This window comes from Amycolatopsis alkalitolerans, assembly GCF_006152065.1.
Taxonomy (GTDB): Bacteria; Actinomycetota; Actinomycetes; order Mycobacteriales; family Pseudonocardiaceae; genus Amycolatopsis_E; species Amycolatopsis_E alkalitolerans.
Map to the genome: position 1 here is coordinate 136,568 of NZ_VDFW01000012.1, position 18,089 is coordinate 154,656.

General features: G+C 70.6%; 18 protein-coding genes. 6 read left to right on the forward strand and 12 right to left on the reverse strand.

Annotated features, from left to right (window positions below):
- Window positions 1–19: 19 nt before the first annotated feature.
- From FG385_RS16130 to FG385_RS16140, 3 genes are read right to left on the reverse strand one after another with little or no spacing between them, the layout of a single operon-like run.
- Window positions 20–940 (reverse strand): PDR/VanB family oxidoreductase, encoded by a 921-nt coding sequence (locus tag FG385_RS16130; RefSeq protein ID WP_139097559.1) that lies wholly within the window; start codon window positions 938–940, stop codon window positions 20–22.
- Window positions 937–1,995: a PEP/pyruvate-binding domain-containing protein gene (locus tag FG385_RS16135; protein ID WP_139097560.1), complete on the reverse strand. Its 1,059-nt coding sequence runs from the start codon at window positions 1,993–1,995 to the stop codon at window positions 937–939. The genes FG385_RS16130 and FG385_RS16135 overlap by 4 nt, the downstream gene beginning before the upstream one ends.
- A complete protein-coding gene (locus tag FG385_RS16140) occupies window positions 1,992–3,737 on the reverse strand; it encodes a PEP-utilizing enzyme (protein WP_139097561.1) in 1,746 nt (581 codons plus the stop codon). Before FG385_RS16140 ends, FG385_RS16135 begins: the two co-directional genes overlap by 4 nt.
- 160 nt (window positions 3,738–3,897) lie before the next feature.
- Between FG385_RS16140 and FG385_RS16145 the strand changes: the two genes are divergently transcribed.
- From FG385_RS16145 to catC, 6 genes are read left to right on the forward strand one after another with little or no spacing between them, the layout of a single operon-like run.
- Entirely contained in the window at window positions 3,898–4,632 is a 735-nt protein-coding gene (locus FG385_RS16145; protein WP_139097562.1) for a histidine phosphatase family protein, read from the forward strand.
- A complete protein-coding gene (locus FG385_RS16150; protein ID WP_139097563.1) occupies window positions 4,619–5,869 on the forward strand; it encodes an aromatic ring-hydroxylating dioxygenase subunit alpha in 1,251 nt (416 codons plus the stop codon). The genes FG385_RS16145 and FG385_RS16150 overlap by 14 nt, the downstream gene beginning before the upstream one ends.
- Window positions 5,866–6,081 carry a hypothetical protein gene (locus FG385_RS16155; RefSeq protein WP_139097564.1) on the forward strand — a complete coding sequence of 72 codons (216 nt, stop codon included), beginning with the start codon at window positions 5,866–5,868 and terminating at the stop codon, window positions 6,079–6,081. The genes FG385_RS16150 and FG385_RS16155 overlap by 4 nt, the downstream gene beginning before the upstream one ends.
- A 9-nt stretch (window positions 6,082–6,090) precedes the next feature.
- Entirely contained in the window at window positions 6,091–7,191 is a 1,101-nt protein-coding gene (locus FG385_RS16160) for a mandelate racemase/muconate lactonizing enzyme family protein (RefSeq protein WP_139097565.1), read from the forward strand.
- Window positions 7,192–7,207: 16 nt separating this feature from the next.
- Window positions 7,208–8,059, forward strand: a complete 852-nt coding sequence (gene catA / locus FG385_RS16165) for a catechol 1,2-dioxygenase (protein ID WP_139097566.1) — start codon at window positions 7,208–7,210, stop codon at window positions 8,057–8,059.
- 2 nt (window positions 8,060–8,061) lie between these two features.
- The gene (gene catC / locus FG385_RS16170) at window positions 8,062–8,346 is read left to right on the forward strand and encodes a muconolactone Delta-isomerase (protein ID WP_139097587.1); all 285 of its coding nucleotides are present in this window, start codon (window positions 8,062–8,064) and stop codon (window positions 8,344–8,346) included.
- Window positions 8,347–8,623: 277 nt separating this feature from the next.
- Here catC and FG385_RS16175 read toward each other — a convergent pair whose 3' ends face one another.
- Genes FG385_RS16175 through FG385_RS16215 form a run of 9 tightly spaced genes read right to left on the reverse strand, consistent with a single transcriptional unit; the run spans window position 8,624 to window position 18,085 of the window.
- Complete coding sequence (locus tag FG385_RS16175) at window positions 8,624–9,730, reverse strand: NAD(P)-dependent alcohol dehydrogenase (protein WP_139097567.1); 1,107 nt, start codon at window positions 9,728–9,730, stop codon at window positions 8,624–8,626.
- 13 nt (window positions 9,731–9,743) lie between these two features.
- Window positions 9,744–11,198, reverse strand: coding sequence for an aldehyde dehydrogenase family protein (locus tag FG385_RS16180; protein WP_139097568.1), 1,455 nt, complete (start codon window positions 11,196–11,198; stop codon window positions 9,744–9,746).
- A complete protein-coding gene (locus FG385_RS16185; RefSeq protein ID WP_139097569.1) occupies window positions 11,195–11,656 on the reverse strand; it encodes a hypothetical protein in 462 nt (153 codons plus the stop codon). Before FG385_RS16185 ends, FG385_RS16180 begins: the two co-directional genes overlap by 4 nt.
- The gene (locus FG385_RS16190; RefSeq protein ID WP_200834485.1) at window positions 11,653–12,144 is read right to left on the reverse strand and encodes a flavin reductase family protein; all 492 of its coding nucleotides are present in this window, start codon (window positions 12,142–12,144) and stop codon (window positions 11,653–11,655) included. The genes FG385_RS16185 and FG385_RS16190 overlap by 4 nt, the downstream gene beginning before the upstream one ends.
- Window positions 12,145–12,172: 28 nt before the next feature.
- Entirely contained in the window at window positions 12,173–13,201 is a 1,029-nt protein-coding gene (locus FG385_RS16195; protein WP_235022596.1) for an aldo/keto reductase, read from the reverse strand.
- A gap of 35 nt (window positions 13,202–13,236) precedes the next feature.
- The gene (locus FG385_RS16200) at window positions 13,237–14,544 is read right to left on the reverse strand and encodes an LLM class flavin-dependent oxidoreductase (RefSeq protein WP_160148825.1); all 1,308 of its coding nucleotides are present in this window, start codon (window positions 14,542–14,544) and stop codon (window positions 13,237–13,239) included.
- On the reverse strand, window positions 14,541–15,686 hold the full coding sequence (locus FG385_RS16205) for a flavin reductase (protein WP_139097571.1): 1,146 nt from the start codon (window positions 15,684–15,686) through the stop codon (window positions 14,541–14,543). The genes FG385_RS16200 and FG385_RS16205 overlap by 4 nt, the downstream gene beginning before the upstream one ends.
- 9 nt (window positions 15,687–15,695) lie before the next feature.
- Window positions 15,696–16,757, reverse strand: a complete 1,062-nt coding sequence (locus tag FG385_RS16210) for an aldo/keto reductase (RefSeq protein ID WP_139097572.1) — start codon at window positions 16,755–16,757, stop codon at window positions 15,696–15,698.
- 5 nt (window positions 16,758–16,762) lie between these two features.
- Window positions 16,763–18,085 carry an NtaA/DmoA family FMN-dependent monooxygenase gene (locus FG385_RS16215; protein ID WP_139097573.1) on the reverse strand — a complete coding sequence of 441 codons (1,323 nt, stop codon included), beginning with the start codon at window positions 18,083–18,085 and terminating at the stop codon, window positions 16,763–16,765.
- Between the last annotated feature and the right edge of the window lie 4 nt (window positions 18,086–18,089).

Here is an 18,089-nt window from a genome sequence, read left to right on the forward strand (position 1 = left end):
CCGTGCGTCCAGCCTCCGCTCATCGGTCCAGTACCAGCCTCCCGCCACACGCTCGCGAAACGCAGACCATCATGGTGGCGCCCTCGCGGCGTTCCCGGTCGGTCAGCACGTGGTCCCGGTGGTCGACCTCCCCGGCGATGACCTTGGTCTCGCAGCTGCCGCAGATCCCGTCCCGGCAGTCGTTCGCGACCTCGACCCCCTCGTCGAGCAGCACCTGGAGGATCGAGCGGTCCGGCGGGACCAGCACGGTGCGGCCGGACCGCGCCAGCTCCACCTCGACCGCGCCCGCGGGCAGAGGCTCGCGTTCCGGGGCGGCGAACCGCTCGACCCGCAACAGCTCCGGCGGGCACCGCTCGACGACGGCGTCGATCAGCGGCGCGGGACCGCAGCAGTAGACGAGCGTGCCGGGCCCGGCGTCGCCGAGCGCGGTGTCCAGATCGAGCAGGCCGACCTCGTCCTGCGGGGCGAGGTGGACCGCGTCCCCGTACTCGGCGAGTGCGCCGGTGAAGGCCATACCGGCGCGCCGCCGCCCGCCGTAGTGCAGCCGGTACGGCTGCCCCGAATCCGCGACGGCGGCGAGCATCGGCAGGATCGGCGTGATGCCGATGCCGCCCGCGATGAACACGTACCGCTCGGCGTCCTCGAGCCGGAAATGGTTGCGCGGGCCGCGGACCTCGACCAACTGGCCGGGCCGCAGCGTCTCGTGCACGTACCGCGAGCCGCCCCGGCTGCGCTCCTCGCGCAGCACGGCCACCTCGTAACGCGTCCAGTCACCGGGATCCCCGCACAGCGAGTACTGGCGGACCAGTCCGTCGCCGAGGTCGAGGTCCAGATGGGCGCCGGGCTCCCAGGCGGGCAGCGGGACACCGTCCGGCTCCGTCAGCACCACGGAGAGGACCCCGTCGGCCTCCCAGGTCATGGCCCGCACGAGGAGCTTCATCGGTTCCCCTGGAAGGCGTACTTGGCGGCGAACGCGGCCGGGTTCCAGCCCTGCGGCTGCTCGTCCTCGGCGCCGACCGTCACCGGCCGGGACTGCACGATGTGCACCGGACCGCCGGGCGCGCGGTGCTTGGACACCACCCATTCGACGTCCACCGGGTGGCCGTACTGCTCCTCGATACGGCGCACCGCTTCGGCGATCGCGCCCAGCTCCTCGTCGTCGAGCACGCGCGCTTCCCGCAGCCCCGGCGGCATTTCGCGCTCGACCACCCGGCCGGCCTGGAAGTCGAACGCGGACACGACGTCCTTGCGGGCGGTGTCGTAGCGCAGCACCCGCAGGTCGGCCTTGCCGATCTCGGCGTGGTCGGGGGTGACCAGGCCCTGCACGATCGCCTCGCCCCAGCCCCACGAGCCCTCGACGACGATGCGGTCGCGCTTGCCCGAGACCGGGTGCACCGAGAAGGCCACGCCGGAGGACCTGGCGTGGATGAGTTCCAGCACCCCGACGGCCATCGGCATGTCGCGGTGCGAGATCCCACCCGAGTGCCGGTAGGCCAGCGCCCGCGCGGTGAACAGGCTGCCCCAGCAGTCGCGCACCGATTCGAGCACGGCCTGCGGCCCGGCGACGCCGAGGTAGGTGTCGAAGATGCCGGCGAAGCTCGAGTGGTTCCCGTCCTCCCCCGTCGCGGAGCTGCGCACGGCGACCGGGAGGTTGATGTCGGTGCACCGCACGCACAGCCGTTCATAGCTGTCGGCGATCGCCTTGGCGAGATCGACGGGCAGCGCGGCGCCCGCGAAGGCGGCGCGGATCTCGGCCGACGCGGCGTCGACCTCCGCGCCGGACGGCTCCGGCGGCAGCTCGCCCAGCACCCCGTCGACGACGACGTCCAGACCGGACTCGGCGCAGTGCCGCAGGTAGGCGTCCACGCCGACGACGAAACCCTTCGGCACCTCCGCCCCGGCCGCGGCCATCTCGACCAGCCTGCCGATCTTCGCCCCGCCTGCCACGGTCGCGTTCCCGGGCGTCAGGTCGTCGAGATCGATGACCGCCCTCATGCCGTCGCCTCCGCGTGCCGGAACACCGTCACCGTCCCGTTCGTGCCGTCGACTTCGACCTCGTCCCCGTCCTTGATCACGACGGTGGCGAGGCCGACGGCCGTCACGGTCGGCACCCCGTACTCGCGGCCGACGATCGCGGCGTGCGAAAGGGTGCCGCCACCGTCGCAGATACACGCGGCGATCTTGGCGAACGCCGGGGTCCAGTTCGGCGACGTGGACTCGCAGACCAGGATCTCACCCGGCTGGACACGGTGCAGCTCGTCCGCGTCGGTCAGCACCCGCGCCGTCCCCCGCGCGCTGCCCTTCGCCGCCGGAACGCCGGTGAGCGTCTTGACCTCGGTGTCGGTGCCCGCCGCCTGCACCGCCTTCAGGAAATGCTGGTTGAGGCCGAAGATCTCGATCAGGATCGGATCGGTGACCGCCTCCGGCACGGTGCCGAGCACCTTGGGCATGCTCGCCCGGCGCTGGTACCAGTGGTCGAAGTACTGCCGCCGCGCGGTGACCAGGCTCCGGAACTCGTCGTACTTGCGCTCCCCGTCGGCCACCTGCATCAGCTCGGGCCAGAACAGGAAGATCGTGTCGTCACTCGCGTCCGCGCCGACCGCTTCGGCGATCTGCTGGCAGGCCCAGCGCATCGGCAGCGACACGCGCAGATCGATGTAGTAGTTGTGATCGTCCTGCCACCACGGGAAGTTCGCGGCCTGGCACGAGGCGAGCCCGGCCTCGAAGACCTCCTGCTCCTCGCGGGTGAGCCGGGACCGCGCCGCGTCGATCGCCGCCTCGCGCTCCTCGATCGCCGCGCGGCGGGCGGCCGCGAAGTCGTGGTCTCCGTCCTTCTGCAGGAACGTCTTGACCATGCCGAGCGCGGGCGTCGGGTCCTCGATCCAGGACGGCAGCGCGATATCGCACGAGCCTTCCGTGCGATAGCCGTAGACCCGCAGGAAGTCGTCGAACTTCGTCAGCCACTCCGACGCGGCCCCGCCGTGCGCGGCGAGGCTCGAGCGCAGCTTGCTCGCGTCGGTGGCGGCGAAGACCTCGGACAGCCCGGCGGTACGGGCTTGGCGGGTCAGCTCGTTCAGGGCCCGGTCCGTCTCCATGATCTTGGTGTCGTAGCCCTGCAGGAACTTCGCGATCTCGCCGGGGTCGATGCCCATCTCGGTGCACGCGCCGTAGAACCCGACGTAGTTGGCCAGCAACGGGTACATCACCTCGAAGTGGATCTCGAACGAGCGCTGGTGGAACTTGCGCGCCTTGCGCAGGTAGCCGCCCAGCCCGGCCAGCGGCAGCGACTTCAGGTCCACCGAACGCAGGTGCTCCCACCAGTTGTCCACTTCGGCCCGCCGGTCCGCCCAGATCGACTCGAAGTTCTCCAGGAACCGCGGCAGGTTCGCCTGCATCCGGCGGGCGCGCTCGCCGATCTCCCATTCGTCGGTGACGTCGATGGCCGCCGCGTAGGTGTGCGTGCCCGCGATCCGCTGCGTGATCCCCCGCCCGGGTGGCAACGGCAAGGCCTCCGCCGCCAGCTGTGTACCCCACGAGTAGCCGTCCTCGTTCCAGATCAGCCCCATCGGGGTAAGGCCCCTGGGCCAGTGGAAGTCAAGGAACCAGAACCGTTCCTCGTCCGCTTTCGAGAACGTCCGGAACGGCTCCACCACCCATGGTGCGTGGTCGAGCGCGGGCTTGAAACCCGGGTACCACTCGTCGGTGACGAACTCGTCGACGGGAACGATCGTGGACATCTTCGGCCTCCTTGGTCTTCGCGTCGTTGCGAGGGCGGTTGCGGCGACCGTCGCAGCACGCTCATCCTGACTCAAGTCCGGCGTTCGGTAGAGGGGAACGTTCGCGAGAGCCGAACGATCGCCTTCCCGCGACCGGGGTGGCGTTCCTAGCGTGGCCCGCATGTCCGAAGACCGACACAGCGAAGTGCGGCTCATCCGCCACGGCGAGACCCGCGGCTACCACGCGGATCTCGGGTTGACCGGGCGCGGCCGTGCCCAGTCGCTGGCCAAGGGCGCCCAGCTCGCCGCCGGGCCGGGACCCGTCCGCCTGCTGCATGCCCCGACCGCCCGCGCCACCGAGACGGCGGCCGCGCTGGCCGAAGGTCTGCTGAGCACGAACGGCACGCTCGCGATCACCGGGCCGTCGGTGGACGCCCGCTTCGACAACTTCCGCCTGTGGTGCGACGAGGAGGCCCTCGACCCGACACAGGCCTACGCCGCGTACGCGTCCATCCGGGACGGCGGCGGCGAGCGGCCCGGCTGGTTCGCGGAGATCGACCGGTTCTTCACCATCCAGGCCGCCGGCGACGATCCGATCACCTACTGGCTCACCCAGCCCGTGCAGCATTTCGAGCCCGCGGCCGTCGCCGTCCGCCGCTTCTGGCACGGGATCGTCGCGCACGCCGAGCCGGGACTGCGGGTGTTCGTCGCGACGCATTCCGGCTGCATCCGCGCCGTGGCGGCGGCGGCTTTCGGCCACGACCCCGGCGAGCCCGAGAACACCGAGGACGTCCTGATCCGGATCCGCGCCGGGCGGGCCGAGCTGACCTACCGCGGGCGCACCGTCGAACTGGTCGTGCCCACCACCGTCACCGCACCCTGGCATGAAGGAGAACCGCAGCATGCTCACCGCTGAGAAGAACGAACGGCTGACCAGGGTCGGCCGCGGCACGCCGATGGGTGAGCTGCTGCGGCGCTACTGGTGGCCGATCGCGACCCACGACATGGTGGGCAGGCAGCCCGTGCGGCGCAGGCTGCTCGGTGAGGACCTGGTCCTGTTCCGCGACGCGAGCGGACGCGTCGGCCTGCTCGCCGAGCAGTGCCCGCATCGCCGCGCATCGCTCGCGCTGGGCTGCACCGAGAGCGCCGGCCTGCGGTGCGGCTACCACGGCTGGCTGTTCGATGTGGACGGCCGGTGCGTAGAGCAGCCCGGCGAGCCCGGCGACAGCGGGTTCGCCGACCGCGTCCGGACCACCGCCTACCCGGTGCAGGAGCTGGGCGGGCTGGTGTTCGCCTACCTCGGCCCGCAGCCCGCGCCGCTGCTACCGCGCTACGACCTGTTCGTGTGGGACAACGTGTGGCGCGACATCGGGCACGCCGACCTGCCATGCAACTTCCTGCAGATCATGGAGAACTCGGTCGACCCCTACCACGTCGAATGGCTGCACGGCCGGTACGGCTCGTTCCTGAAGGAACTGGCCGGAGAGCCGCCCTTGCAGGTGCTCACCAAGAAACACGTCAAGGTCGCCTTCGACGTGTTCGAGCACGGCATCCTCAAACGCCGCGTGCTGGAGGGGCAGACCGAGGAGGACGAGGACTGGAAGATCGGGCATCCCCTGGTGTTCCCCGGCATGCTGCGCATCGGCGGCGGCGGGCTGCACTTCTTCCAGATCCGGGTACCCATCGACGACACCCACACCTGGCATGTGTGGTACCAGACCTACCGCCCGGCCGAGGACGGCGAAATCCCGCCGCAGCAGGAGATCCCGGTGTACGAGGTGCCGCTGTACGACGAGCACGGCGAGTTCATCCGGGACTACGTGGACGGCCAGGACATCACCGCGTGGGTCACCCAGGGCGCGATCGCCGACCGCAGCGAGGAACACCTCGGCCGGTCCGATCTCGGCGTGATCGTGCTCCGGCGGCTCTACCAGGAGCAGATCGACCGCGTCGAGGCCGGTGACGACCCCATCTGCACCTACCGGGACCCGGCCCGCAACCAGCTCATCGAGCTACCGCAGGAGAAGGAGAAGTTCGGCGGCGGCAAGGAGTTCCGGCACGAGTTCCTCACCGGCGGGCAAACCCGCTACAGCCCGATCAAGGACGACGTCGAGAAGCTGTTCGAACGCTACAGCGACCAGGTGCCGTCGTGAAACCGGTGGCGGCCGACGAACTCGCCCGCGTGCTCGGACCACCCGTGCAGCACTGCCCGTCCTGCGGGCACTCACTCGCGGGCGCGCGCGGGTTCGTGCAGGAGTACTGGGCAGGCGCGGACCGCAACTTCCTGTGCTGGTGCCCGGAATGCCTGTTCCTGTGCACGGTCGTGGTCAGCCCCCGGATCACCGCTCACGAGCCCGAACACTAGGGACTCCACGTGAAGATCGACAGCATCGAGGCGATCCCGTTCGCCATCCCGTACCGCAAACCGCTGCGGTTCGCCAGCGGCGAGGTGCCGGTGGCCGAGCACGTGCTCGTGCGCGTGCGGACCGACACCGGCATCGTCGGCACGGCGGAGGCACCGCCCCGCCCGTTCACCTACGGCGAGACGCAGGGCTCCGTGCGGTCCGTGATCGACGGGATCTTCGCGCCCCAGCTGATCGGGTTGTCCCCGCTGGCACGGGAACGGCTGCACCACCGTCTCAACAGGACGGTCGGGAACCCGGTGGCGAAGGCGGCGCTCGACCTGGCCGTGTGGGACATCATCGGCCAGTCGTGCGGGCTGCCGGTGACCGAACTGCTCGGCGGTTACACCGACCGGGTCCGGGTCGCGCATATGATCGGTTTCGCCCCGGCCGCCGAGATGGTCGCCGAGGCGGAACGGATCCGCGGCACCTACGGCATCACGACGTTCAAGGTGAAGGTCGGCAGGCGCCCGGTCGAGCAGGATGTGGCGGCCTGCCGGGCGTTGCGCTCCGCGCTCGGCCCTGGCGCCGAACTGTACGTCGACGGCAACCGTGGCTGGACGGCGTCCGAATCCGCACGGGCACTGAACGCGATGGCGGATCTCGGCCTCGCGTTCGCCGAAGAACCGTGCCCGGCCGACGACGTGCTGGGCCGCCGGTGGCTGGCAGGCCGCAGCCCCGTCCCGATCTTCGGCGACGAAAGCACCACCCGGCCCGCGGAGGTGACCCGGGAGCTGCTGGCCGGTTCGGCGAACGGCATCAGCATCAAGACCGCCCGGACCGGGTTCACCTACTCGCAACGGGTCCTGCACCTGTGCGAGGGCCTCGGCGTCGAGGTCGTCGTGGGCAACCAGGTGGACGGTCAGCTCGGTTCGCTGTGCGGTGCCGCGTTCGCGGCCGCCTTCGAGCCGACCTCCCGGCGGGCCGCCGAGCTGTCCAACTTCCTCGACCTGACCGACGACCTGCTGGCCGAGCCACTGTCCATAACGGACGGACAGCTGCCGGTCCGGGAGGCGCCGGGGCTCGGCATCGAGATCGACGAGGAAAAACTCGCACATTACCGGCAAGATTGACGAAAGGACAGGGTCGATGACGACTCAGCTCAGCACACAGCAGGCGACCGCCGCATCCTCGGGCAGGTCGGCCACGGAAGTCTTCCGGAAGAAGGCGAAGGCTGGCGGGGACACCAGCACCGACCGCGTCTCGGCGCTCGTCTCGGAACTCCTCGCGGCCGTGCACGGGATCGTGCGCGAGCACAAGCTGACCTACGCCGAGTACGACGCGCTGAAGTCGTGGCTCATCCAGGTCGGCGCGGACGGTGAATGGCCGCTGTTCCTGGACGTGTTCGTGGAGCATGAGGTCGAGCGGGTCGCGAACGAGAACAGGCAGGGCAGCAAGGGCACCATCGAGGGCCCCTACTACGTGCCGGGCGCGCCCGTGCTGGGCAGCGACGCGACCCTGCCGATGCGCGACGGCGAGCCGGGCACCCCGCTGCTGTTCGCCGGGCAGGTGCGCGATGGCTCCGGTGCACCGATCGGCGGCGCCAGGATCGAGATCTGGCACGCCGACGACGGCGGGTTCTACTCGCAGTTCGCGCCGGCGATCCCGGAGTGGAACCTGCGCGGCACGGTGATCGCCGACGACGAAGGGCGGTTCCGCATCCGCACGATCCAGCCCGCGCCGTACCAGATCCCGACCGACGGGGCGACCGGCAAGCTGATCGCCGCGGCCGGCTGGCACGCGTGGCGCCCGGCGCACCTGCACCTGAAGGTGTCGGCAGAGGGCTACGAGCTGATCACCACGCAGCTGTACTTCCGCGGCTGTGAGCACGTGGACTCCGACATCGCCTCGGCGGTCAAACCCGAGCTGATCCTGGACCCGGCACCCGCCGCGGGCGGCAACGAGGTCACCTACGACTTCGTGCTCGATCCCGCCTCGTGACGATGCTGTTCCATGTCCGGATGGATGTCGCCATCCCCCACGACCTCGCCCGGGACCGCCGCGACGAGCTCATCACCACCGAGAAGGCACGCGCCCTCGACCTCCAGCGGGACGGGAAATGGGTGCACCTGTGGCGGGTCGCGGGAAAGTACAGCAATATCAGCGTTTTCGACGTGGACTCCGCCGACGAGCTGCACGAGATCCTGTGGAGCCTCCCGCTGTTCCCGTACCTGACGGTCACCGTCACCCCATTGGCCCGGCACCCCTCGGACCTCGCGATGCAGTGACCGCTGCGGTTACCAGGGCGTCCGACCGGCGAGCAGCGCACGGATTTACGCCGCCTCACGTTCGTTACCGGCGAGCCGCCCGGTGTCACGCAGGATCTCCAGCGCGTCGAGCAACAGGGCAAGTTATCCAGGTGCCGGCATCGAGCGGGCAGGAGCCACCCACAGGTCACGCTGACCATCTACTACGCCACCGACGTGGGCGTCATCCGCAAGGGACTGTTCAAGGACTCGGGGCAGCGCACCCTGACCGGGCAGGGTCGAGGTGAAGGACTTGGGCTCAGAACGTAAGCACCGGTTTGATGGTGCGACCCGCCACCACGTCGGCGACCGCGGTGTTGATCTCGGACAACGGGTAGTGCGTGATCAGCTCGCCGATGGGCAGCCGCCCAGCGAGGACGAGATCGGCCAGCACGGGGATCATCGTCCGCGTTTCGGCGTCCCCGAGAGTCAGGCCGGTCACCGTGCGGCCGGGGATCATGAAGTTGACGTCGACGGGTACGCAGGTGCCGAACGGCGGCGCGCCGACGATGACGGCCGTGCCGCGCGGGCCGAGGGTGAGGATCGCCGAGCGGAGCACATCCGCGTTGCCCGTCGTCTCGATGACGGCGTCCACCCCGCGGCCGCAGGTGATTTCCTCGACCACCTTGTCGAGTTCGGTCCCGGACGTGTCGATCACGTCTGTGGCGCCGAGCCGGGTGGCGAGCGCGAGCCGGTCGATGATCCGGTCGACGACGATCACCCGCCCCGCCGGCGAATGGGTCGCCGCCATCAGCGCGGACAGGCCGACGGCCCCGGCCCCGGTGATCAGCAGCGTTGAGCCGGGGCACGGCGCCGCGACGTGCCACACCGCGCCCACCCCCGTCATCACGCCGCAGCCGAGCGGCGCGAGGACCTCCAGCGGCGCGTCCGGCAAAACCTTGACCACGCTGCGCTCGTCGGCGACGGCGTGCCGAGCGAATGCCGACTGGCCGAAGAAGTGCCCACCAAGCGGGGTGCCGTCGCGGGAGACCGGTGAAGTGCCGTCGGGCCGCTGCCCGCCGATCAGGTTCAGCTGCAGCCAGGTGTCGCAATAGGCTGGATGCCCGTCGCGGCAGCCCGCACAGTCGCCGCACGAGGTGAAGCTCAGCAGGACCTGGTCGCCGGGTGCGACCCGGGTTACCGCCGAGCCGACCGCCTCGACGACCCCGGCGCCCTCGTGGCCGAGCACACCGGGCAGCGGGAACGGCAGGGCACCGGCGGCCACGCCAAGGTCGGTGTGGCACAGGCCGGCGGCCACGAGCCGTACCAGCACCTCATCGGGGCGCGGCTCGGAAAGGTCCACTTCGGACAGAGTGAAACCGGCGCCGGGTGCTTCGACGACGGCGGCTGTGGTGCGGATGGACATCGCGGCCTCCGGTTCATTGCAGCGAGATTACGACGGACTTGGTCCTCGTGTAGGCATCGAGTGCTTCGGGCCCGTACTCGCGGCCGAAGCCCGAGTCCTTGACGCCCCCGAACGGGATGGCCGGGTCGAGCATCGCCCAGTCGTTGACCCAGACGATCCCGGCGTGCAGCCGGGCGGCGATCCGGTGGGCCCTGGCCACGTCGCGGGTCTGCAGCCCGGCCGCAAGCCCGTACGGCGTGCTGTTGGCGAGGGCGACGGCCTCGTTCTCGGTGTCGAACCGTTGCACGGTCAGCACCGGGCCGAAGATCTCCTCGGCGATGACCAGCGACGACGCGGGCAGGTCGGCCAGGACTGTGGGTTCGTGGAAGTATCCGTCACGGTCGATCCGCCGCCCGCCGGCGACGACGCGCGCCCCCGCCGCCTTGGCGACGTACTGCTCGACTTTGGCCAGCTGCCGGGGACCGGCGAGTGGACCGACGACGGTGCCCGGGTCGAACGGATCGCCCACCGGGACGCCTGGGACGGCTCCGGCCAGCGCCTCCAGCACGGTTTCGTACACCGGTGCCGCCACCAGCAGGCGCGGGCCGGCCATACAGAACTGTCCGGTGTTGAACACGAAACCCTTGATGACGCCGGCGATCGCGGTTTCTATGGCCGCGTCGTCGAAGACGATGTGTGCCGCGTTGCCGCCGAGCTCCAGCGTCACCGGGGTGAGCCGCTCGCCCGCAGTTGCGGCGATCCGGCGCCCGGTGGCCGTCGAGCCGGTGAACGCGATCTTGTCCACGCCCGGATGCCGCAACAGCGGTTCCCCGGTGTCGGAGCCGGTCCCGGTGATCACGTTGACGGCCCCGGCGGGCAGCCCGGCCTCGGCGAATATGGCGGCCATCGCGAGCGCCGAGAGCGGAGTCTCGTCACTCGGCTTGTGCACGACGGTGTTCCCGGCTGCGAGCGCGGGCGCGATCTTGCTGCTGGACAGGATCAGCGGGAAGTTGAACGGAGTGATCGCGGCGACCACGCCGACCGGTTCCCGGCGTGTGTAGGCATGCGCCGGGAACCCCGGCTGCCGGGTCGCGCCGTCCATGCTCTGGGCCAGTGCCGCGTAGTACTCGTACTGGTCGGCAGCGGTGAGCACGTCCACCGGGCGGCACAGGGCCACCGGCTTGCCGACGTCGAGGCTTTCCAGCGCGACGAGCTCGTCCGCTCGCTCGCGGATCAGCTCCGCGACGCGCAGCAGCACGCGCGCCCGCTCGCGGGGCGCCAACCCCGGCCACGGGCCGCTGTCGAACGCCGCGCGGGCGGCGGCCACGGCGGTGTCCACATCGGACGATCCGGCGGCGGCAACGGTGGTGATGGTGCGGCCGGTGGCCGGGTCGATGATCTCGGTCCGGCGCTCGCTGACGGCGTCCCGCCACTGGCCGCCGATGAACAGCCGGCCGGGTGCGACCGTAGGACGCTCCACTGTGGTCATGACTGCTTCCCTTCGTACTCTCGAGCCGACCGGGCCCGGCGCCCGATGTCTAGCAGGGCGGGCAGGGCAGGACCCCAGAACGCGGCGAACCGGGCGATGCTCGCGGTGCCGCCCCGGCGTTGCAGGTGCAGGCCGGGTGCGGGGCACACCGCTCCGGCCGGCACGAGGCAGGACTTGCGGAGGAGGTCGGCCACGCGGGCGTCCGCGGGCCAGCTGCCCACGGTCAGCACGAACGCGACCACACCCGAAAGCCGACTGCAGACAGACTTGAGGAACCGCTCCAGGTCCGCGTCGGCCTGGCCGCCCAGCACCGGCGAGCCGATCATCAGCACCTGCGGCACGGACAGGAGCGCATGCCCTGGCAGCACCACCTCGCCCGGTGTGGCACCGGTCAGCCGCTCGGCGAGCCGGATGGCCGGAGCTAGCGCCTCCCCGGTCGCCAGCACGGTCGTGTTCATGCCGACAGCCCGAAAGCACGGCCGCGGTAGTGCAGCAGCGGGGCCGCGGCGTCCGGTGTCTCGGCGGCCACCACCCGGCCGACCACGATTTCGTGGTCACCGCCGGGGTAGACGGCCTCGACCTCGCAGACCAGGCGGGCGATTACGCCGTCCAGCGCCGGCAGGCGATCCGCGCTGTCCTGGACCGGGACCCCGGCGAACTTGTCCCCGCCGGAGCGGGCGAATACCGGCACAAGCGCGGCCTGATCGCCCGAGAGCACGTTGATCGCGAACCGCCCGCAACCCCGCATACCGCGCCAGCTGACCGAACCGTGGCCGGGGCAGAACAGCACCAGCGGCGGATCCAGCGACAGCGAGGTGAACGAGTTGACGACTAGGCCGAGCGGCTCGCCGTCCGCGCCGGTCCCGGTCACGACCGCCACACCGGTCGCCCACCGGGCGCACACCTCGCGCAGCGTGGCCGGGCCGACGGAGTTTCCGTTCTGCATCACAGCTCTCCTCGGGCAGCGCACCGATTCACGGTGCGGGGTTCGGGATCTCGGCGTGCACGCGCTCGATCTCGGCCAGCAGCTCCTGGCCCAGCGGCGCTTCCGCGGCAGCGAGCGCCTGGTCGATATGTCCCGGCTCGCTCGCGCCGACGATGGTCGCCGTGACGAACGGGCGGTGCGCGACGAACGCGTGCGCCAGCACCGCCGGGCCGATCCCGTGCCGTGCCGCGATGTCGAGGTAGCGGGCCGTGGCCCGGACAGCCTGGCCGCCGGTGTAACGGGGGTGCGGGTGCCGGGTGAGCCGTCCGCGCACCGGTGCGCGGTTGTCGAGGTACTTGCCGGTCAACGTGCCCATACCCAGCGGGCAGTATGCGAGCAGCCCGACGCCCTCACGCGCGCTGAACTCCGACAGCGCCGTCTCGTAGGACCGGCTGAGCAGGTTGTAGGAGTTCTGGATCGTCGAGATCCGCGGCCCGGCGCCCCGCCGCGCGCCACGCAGGTACTCACTCACGCCCCACGCGGTCTCGTTGCTGACGCCGATCGCGCGGACCTTGCCCTCTTCGACAAGTTCTCCCATCGTGGTAAGGGTTTCCTCGATGGGACTGCCGTCCGATCGGGAGGGCTCACGGAAGCCCAGCTCCTTCATCGCGTTGGTCTGGCGGTCGGGCCAGTGTGGCTGCAGCAGGTCCAGGTGGTCGGTGCGCAGACGGGTCAGCATATCCTCGACCGCCGCGCGGATCGTCGCCCGCGACAGCCCGACGTCGCCGTCGCGAACGTAGGACAGCGAGGCGTACCGGCCCATGATCGCCTGATTGTTCGGCGCGCCGGCGACCTTCGCCGACAGCACGATCGAATCGCGGTTGCGCCGCCGGTGCATCCAGTCGCCGAGGAGCCGGTCGGTGCGCCCGGCGAGTCCCGGCCGCACCGGGATCGGGTAGATCTCCGCGGTGTCGACGAAGTTGATGCCCAGCTCGATCGCGTGGTCCAGCAGAACTTCGGCTTCGGTCACACTGGTGGTGGTGCCCATCATCATCGTGCCCAGGCACACCCGGCTCACCTCGATCCCAGTTCCGGGCAGAACGGTCCTCGGCGTCACGACAGTCCCATCGAGCCGCGCAGCGTATCGTCGCCGTACCCGGCGGGGAACAGCCCCCGCGCGCGCAGTAAGGGCAGCACGTGCTCGACGAACAGGTCGAGATCCTCGGGAAGCCGGGCACACATCACGTTGAACCCGTCCACCGCCTGCTCGCGGTACCACCGCTCGAAGCCGTCCGCGATGTCCTCGGGGCTGCCGACGAACATTGCGTGCCCGCGCGAAACCGCGATCCGGCGGCACACGTCGCGCACGCTGAGATCCTGTTCGCGGGCGAGGTTCGCGAGCGCCGCACGGCGGCCCTCCTGCCCGCTGGTCGCCGGCAGCATCCAGAACGGGTCGTCGAGGCTGTGCACCTCGGGGTCGAACGCGATGCCGAAGTTGTGCAGCATGGACACCCCGTCGACCGGATCGACGTGCGCGTTGAGCTCGTCCAGCTTCGCGAACGCGGCATCGGTCGACTCACCGACCAGGACGAAGGCACCGGGCAGGTAGACGTACGACGACGGCGCGCGGCCGTGCCCGGCGGCGCGCCGCGCGATGTCCACTTTGAACTCCTGTGCCTGCTGGAGTGTCGGCGCCACACCGAACATCACTTCGGCGAATCGGGCGGCGAAGTCCCGGCCCTGTGCTGAGGAGCCGGCCTGCACGAGTAGCGGCTCACCCTGTGGCGATGGGCCGATGCTCAGCGCGCCGGTAACACTGTAGTACGCGCCCTCGTGCTGGGTGGGGTGCAGCTCGGCGAGGTCGAGGTAGGTGCGGGTCGATTTGTCCGCCACCACGGCCTTCTCGCCCCATGACCGCCACAGTTGCCGGGCGACGTCGACGAACTCGGCGGCCTTGCCGTATCGCTGGTCGTGGCTGAGCTGGTCGGCGTAGCCGAAGGCCTTGGCCAGCGCCGGCTGGTAGGAGGTCACGATGTTCCAGCCCGCTCGGCCACCGCTGAGGTGGTCGAGCGAGGACAGCATCCTGGCCAGCGCGAACGGCGAGTTGTACGACGTGGACGCGGATGCGACCAGTCCGATGTGTCCGGTCACCGCGGACAGCCGCGACAGCAGCGTGAACGGTTCGAAGAGCAGAGCGTTCGCGTCCCGCTGGAGGCCTTCGGGGTCCACATTGAACAGTCCCACCACGTCGGCGAGGAACAGCAGGTCGAACCGGCCGCGCTCGGCGGTGCGCGCCATCGATTCGAGGTGACCGATGTCCAGCCCGCTCCCGCTGCGCGACCCGGCCACCGCCCAGGCCGCGAGATGATGCCCGGTGGGTACGAGGAACAGCCCCAGTCGTAGTCCTTCGCGAGTGGTCATGACTTCTCCGTTCCAGTCGAAAACCCCGCAGCGAGCGCGGAGATCCGTTCGGCCGTGATCTTCACCGCGTCGATGTATTTCTCGATCTCCGGCCAGTCGAGCATCGGGAAGGGCGCCCATGCCGACAGCGTCAGGGTCGGTGTGCCGTGGCGGTCGAAGACCGGGACCGCGACCGCGCGCAGCTGCTGCGGCACCGATTCGTCGATGACGAGCGAGTTGAAACCGGCCGCGGAGCGGTACAGCGCGTCCGCGAGCTCTCGCCGTGCCGCCGTCCCGTCCCGGCCGGTGGCGCGCCGGATGATGTACTCGACCTCCACCTGTCCGGTACCCAGGGTGATCGCCCAGCCGCGCGTCCTGATCCGGTCGAGCACGGCTTCCGCGTGCGCGCGGCGGGCGCCCGCGAGCTCGCCCAGCCACTCGTCCCGCAGCGCGCGCGAGCCCCAGGCCGCCTCGGTGGCCCCGAGCGGCGGCACGAACGGGATCCGGCTGCCGAGCTGGGTGATCTGCGCCTCGCCGTGCGGGTCCCCGGCCGTCGCCACGAGCGTCAGGCTGTCGCCGGTCCTGGCCATGGCGGTGACGTAGGCGCCGAGGTCGTCGGCGAGCGTTTCCATTTCGGTGCGCCCGATCGCGGCGACGCGCCGGCCTTCGGGGGCCTCCGGCCCGGCGGCCACGAGCCACCGCGGCGCCACCGAGCCGTAGCCGCCGCGGAAGAACGCCAGCGGTGCGTCGGCCGCGTGCACCTCGACCGACAGCACGTCGCACACCGCGAGTTGGCCTTCGCCGGCCCGGACAAGCTGGGCGACCCGGCATTCGAGGTGCGCCAATGCCCCGGCGGCCACGGGTACCCCACACCACCCGAGCAAGCTGGTGTCCCCGGATTCGACCGCGCGGCAGAGGTGTTCCTGCCCCGCGGAGAGGATGCTCACGAACAGCGTCCCGCCCGCCTCCCGCAGCCGGCGCGGTGCCCGGCCGGGCACGAAGCTCACCATCGGCGGTTCCATCGAGACCAGCCCGAACGCGCCGACCGTCACCGCCAGCAGCTCGCCGTCCCGGTCGTGGGCGGCGACGATCACGGCACCCGCCGGGCATTGGGCGGCCGCGTGCCGCAGCTCCTGCGCGGTGAACCGCATGACGTCGGTCATCACACCTGCCTAGGGACCCGGGTTCGGAATGCGTTCGTGGACAGCCTCGATCGCCGCCAGCACGGCCGGATCCAGCGGTCCGATGGCGCACGCGGTGAGGTTGTCCGCCAGCTGACGGAGCGAGCTCGCGGCGATGAGCACGGACGCCACGAACGGCTGGGAGAGGACGAACCGCAGGGCAAGCGCTGCGGGAGACATGCCGGCATTCGCCGCGATCCGGCAGTAGGCCTCCGTCGCCTCGTACGCGGCGGGGCTGGTGTAGCGCGGATGCGGGTGCTCGCTCAGGCGCGCCCCAGCGGGGCGGGCGCCATGGAGGTACTTGCCGGTGAGTACCCCCATCGCCAGCGGCGAGTAGGCGACGAGCGGGACACCCGACCGGTGCGCGAACTCGGCGAGGCCGACCTCATAGGTCCGGCAGAGCAGGTTGTAGGCGTTCTGAACCGCGCATACGGCCGCGGTGCCCAGTTCATCCTCGGCGCATTGGTACCGGTGGAGCCCCCAGGCGGTCTCGTTGCTCACCGCGATCGCCCGCACCTTCCCGTCGCGGACCAGCTGATCGAGGGCGGTCAGGGTCTCTTCGATGGGCACGCTCGGCTCGCCGTCGCCGGGGAAGTCGCGCAGTTTCAACGAGTTCGTGCGCCGGTCCGGCCAGTGCGGGTGGATCAGGTCGAGGTAGTCGGTGCCGAGCCGTTTGAGCGAGCCCTCGACGGCGCGGATGATGTTGCCCGCGGTCAACCGGGTCTCGCCGTCCCGGATGTACCGCAGCGAACTGGTCGGGCCAACGACCTGGTCCGGTGGCGGACCCACGATCTTGGTTGACAGCACGATATCGGCGCGCCGTCCGGTGCGGCTGAGCCAGCGCCCAACGATCTCCTCAGTGCGGCCGAAGGTCTCCGGCCGCAGCGGTACCGGATACATCTCCGCGGTGTCCACGAGGGTGACGCCGGCCGCGAACGCCTCATCGAGCTGCGCGTAGGCCCGCTCCTTCGAGACCATCTCGCCGAACATCATCGTGCCGAGACCGACTCGGCTCACCTGGAGCCCGGAATGTCCCAGCTGCCTCGTCTCCATCGCGGTCACCTGTCCACCGGGGACAGGGTGAGCCCGAGCTGCTCCCGCAGCGTCCAGCCGGGCCGGGGCGCGGTGAGCACGCCACGGTCCCTCAGCAACGGCACGACGCTCGCCGAGAACCGTTCGAGATCCAGCGGCAGGCGGGCCGGCATCACGTTGAACCCGTCGCACGCGCCCGCCCGCCACCATCGCTCCATCTCGTCGGCGACCCGCTCGGCCGATCCGACGAGGAGGTTGTGCCCGCGGGTGAACGCCACGTAGCGGGCGAGCTGCTCGATCGACATCTCGCGCGCCGCGGCGATCCGGCGCAGCACTTCCTGCCGCCCCTGCTGCCCATCTGCGTCGCCGCGCACCGCGGGCACCGGATCGCTCCACGAGTGCTCGGTCATGTCGATCGGGAAGCCGTAGTCCTTGAGCTGAACCAACCCGAGATGCGGATCGACCATCGACTGCAGCCGGTCCAGTACCCGCCACGCCTGCTCGTCGGTGTCCTCGACCAGCACGAGCAGGCCTGGCATGAGCCGGACCTCACCGGGCACGCGGCCGGCGCCGGCCAGCAGCTCATGGAACCGGGCGCGGGTCCGAGCCGAGGAGTCCAGATCGGACTCGACCGTGAACACAACCTCCGACCACCGCGCCGCGAAGCTCATCCCGGCGGGTGAGCTGCCCGCCTGCACCAGGAGCGGCCGGCTCTGCGGTGACGGCGGCTGGTTGAGCGGGCCGCGCACGGCGAAATGCGGGCCACTATGGTCGAGCGTGGGGATCTCCCCGTGCGCGAGGTAGTTGCCGGAGGCCCGGTCGCGGGTCACGATGCCGTGGCCCCACAGCCGCCACAGGCCGTCGACGACGTTCATGAACTCCTCGGCCCGCTCGTACCGCCGATCGTGGGCCGGCAGTGCGCTGCCGCCGAAGTTCGCCGCCACCTGAGGCATGAACGAAGTGACGATGTTCCACCCCGCCCGCCCGCGGCTGAGGTGGTCCAATGAGGACAACCGCCGTGCCACGCTGTACGGGTCGTGGTAGCTGGTCGACACCGTCGCCACCAGGCCGAGTGTCTCAGTGCTTCGCGACAGCGCGGAAAGCAATGTCAGCGGCTCCAGGCCGAATGCGTTGGGATCACGTCGCAATGCGGCTCCGTCCGACCGCCACAGCGCGTCGCTGTCGGCGAGGAAGAGGAAATGGAAGCCACCGTGCTCGGCAAGCGAGGCCAACGAGGCCACGTAGTCGATGTCGCACGGATCCGGCACCGGCCCGTCCGGCACGCGCCAGGCGGACGGATGGTGCCCGCCGGGCAACAGGAACACGCCAAGGCTCATAGTCGGTTCCACCAGA

Excerpts from the sequence above, each read along its gene's own strand:
- FG385_RS16130 (WP_139097559.1), bottom strand. The coding sequence starts at position 940 with ATGAAGCTCCTCGTGCGGGCCATGACCTGGGAGGCCGACGGGGTCCTC.
- FG385_RS16135 (WP_139097560.1), bottom strand. The coding sequence starts at position 1,995 with ATGAGGGCGGTCATCGATCTCGACGACCTGACGCCCGGGAACGCGACC.
- FG385_RS16140 (WP_139097561.1), bottom strand. The coding sequence starts at position 3,737 with ATGTCCACGATCGTTCCCGTCGACGAGTTCGTCACCGACGAGTGGTAC.
- FG385_RS16145 (WP_139097562.1), top strand. The coding sequence starts at position 3,898 with ATGTCCGAAGACCGACACAGCGAAGTGCGGCTCATCCGCCACGGCGAG.
- FG385_RS16150 (WP_139097563.1), top strand. The coding sequence starts at position 4,619 with ATGCTCACCGCTGAGAAGAACGAACGGCTGACCAGGGTCGGCCGCGGC.
- catA (WP_139097566.1), top strand. The coding sequence starts at position 7,208 with ATGACGACTCAGCTCAGCACACAGCAGGCGACCGCCGCATCCTCGGGC.
- catC (WP_139097587.1), top strand. The coding sequence starts at position 8,062 with ATGCTGTTCCATGTCCGGATGGATGTCGCCATCCCCCACGACCTCGCC.
- FG385_RS16175 (WP_139097567.1), bottom strand. The coding sequence starts at position 9,730 with ATGTCCATCCGCACCACAGCCGCCGTCGTCGAAGCACCCGGCGCCGGT.
- FG385_RS16180 (WP_139097568.1), bottom strand. The coding sequence starts at position 11,198 with ATGACCACAGTGGAGCGTCCTACGGTCGCACCCGGCCGGCTGTTCATC.
- FG385_RS16185 (WP_139097569.1), bottom strand. The coding sequence starts at position 11,656 with ATGAACACGACCGTGCTGGCGACCGGGGAGGCGCTAGCTCCGGCCATC.
- FG385_RS16190 (WP_200834485.1), bottom strand. The coding sequence starts at position 12,144 with ATGCAGAACGGAAACTCCGTCGGCCCGGCCACGCTGCGCGAGGTGTGC.
- FG385_RS16200 (WP_160148825.1), bottom strand. The coding sequence starts at position 14,544 with ATGACCACTCGCGAAGGACTACGACTGGGGCTGTTCCTCGTACCCACC.
- FG385_RS16205 (WP_139097571.1), bottom strand. The coding sequence starts at position 15,686 with ATGACCGACGTCATGCGGTTCACCGCGCAGGAGCTGCGGCACGCGGCC.
- FG385_RS16210 (WP_139097572.1), bottom strand. The coding sequence starts at position 16,757 with ATGGAGACGAGGCAGCTGGGACATTCCGGGCTCCAGGTGAGCCGAGTC.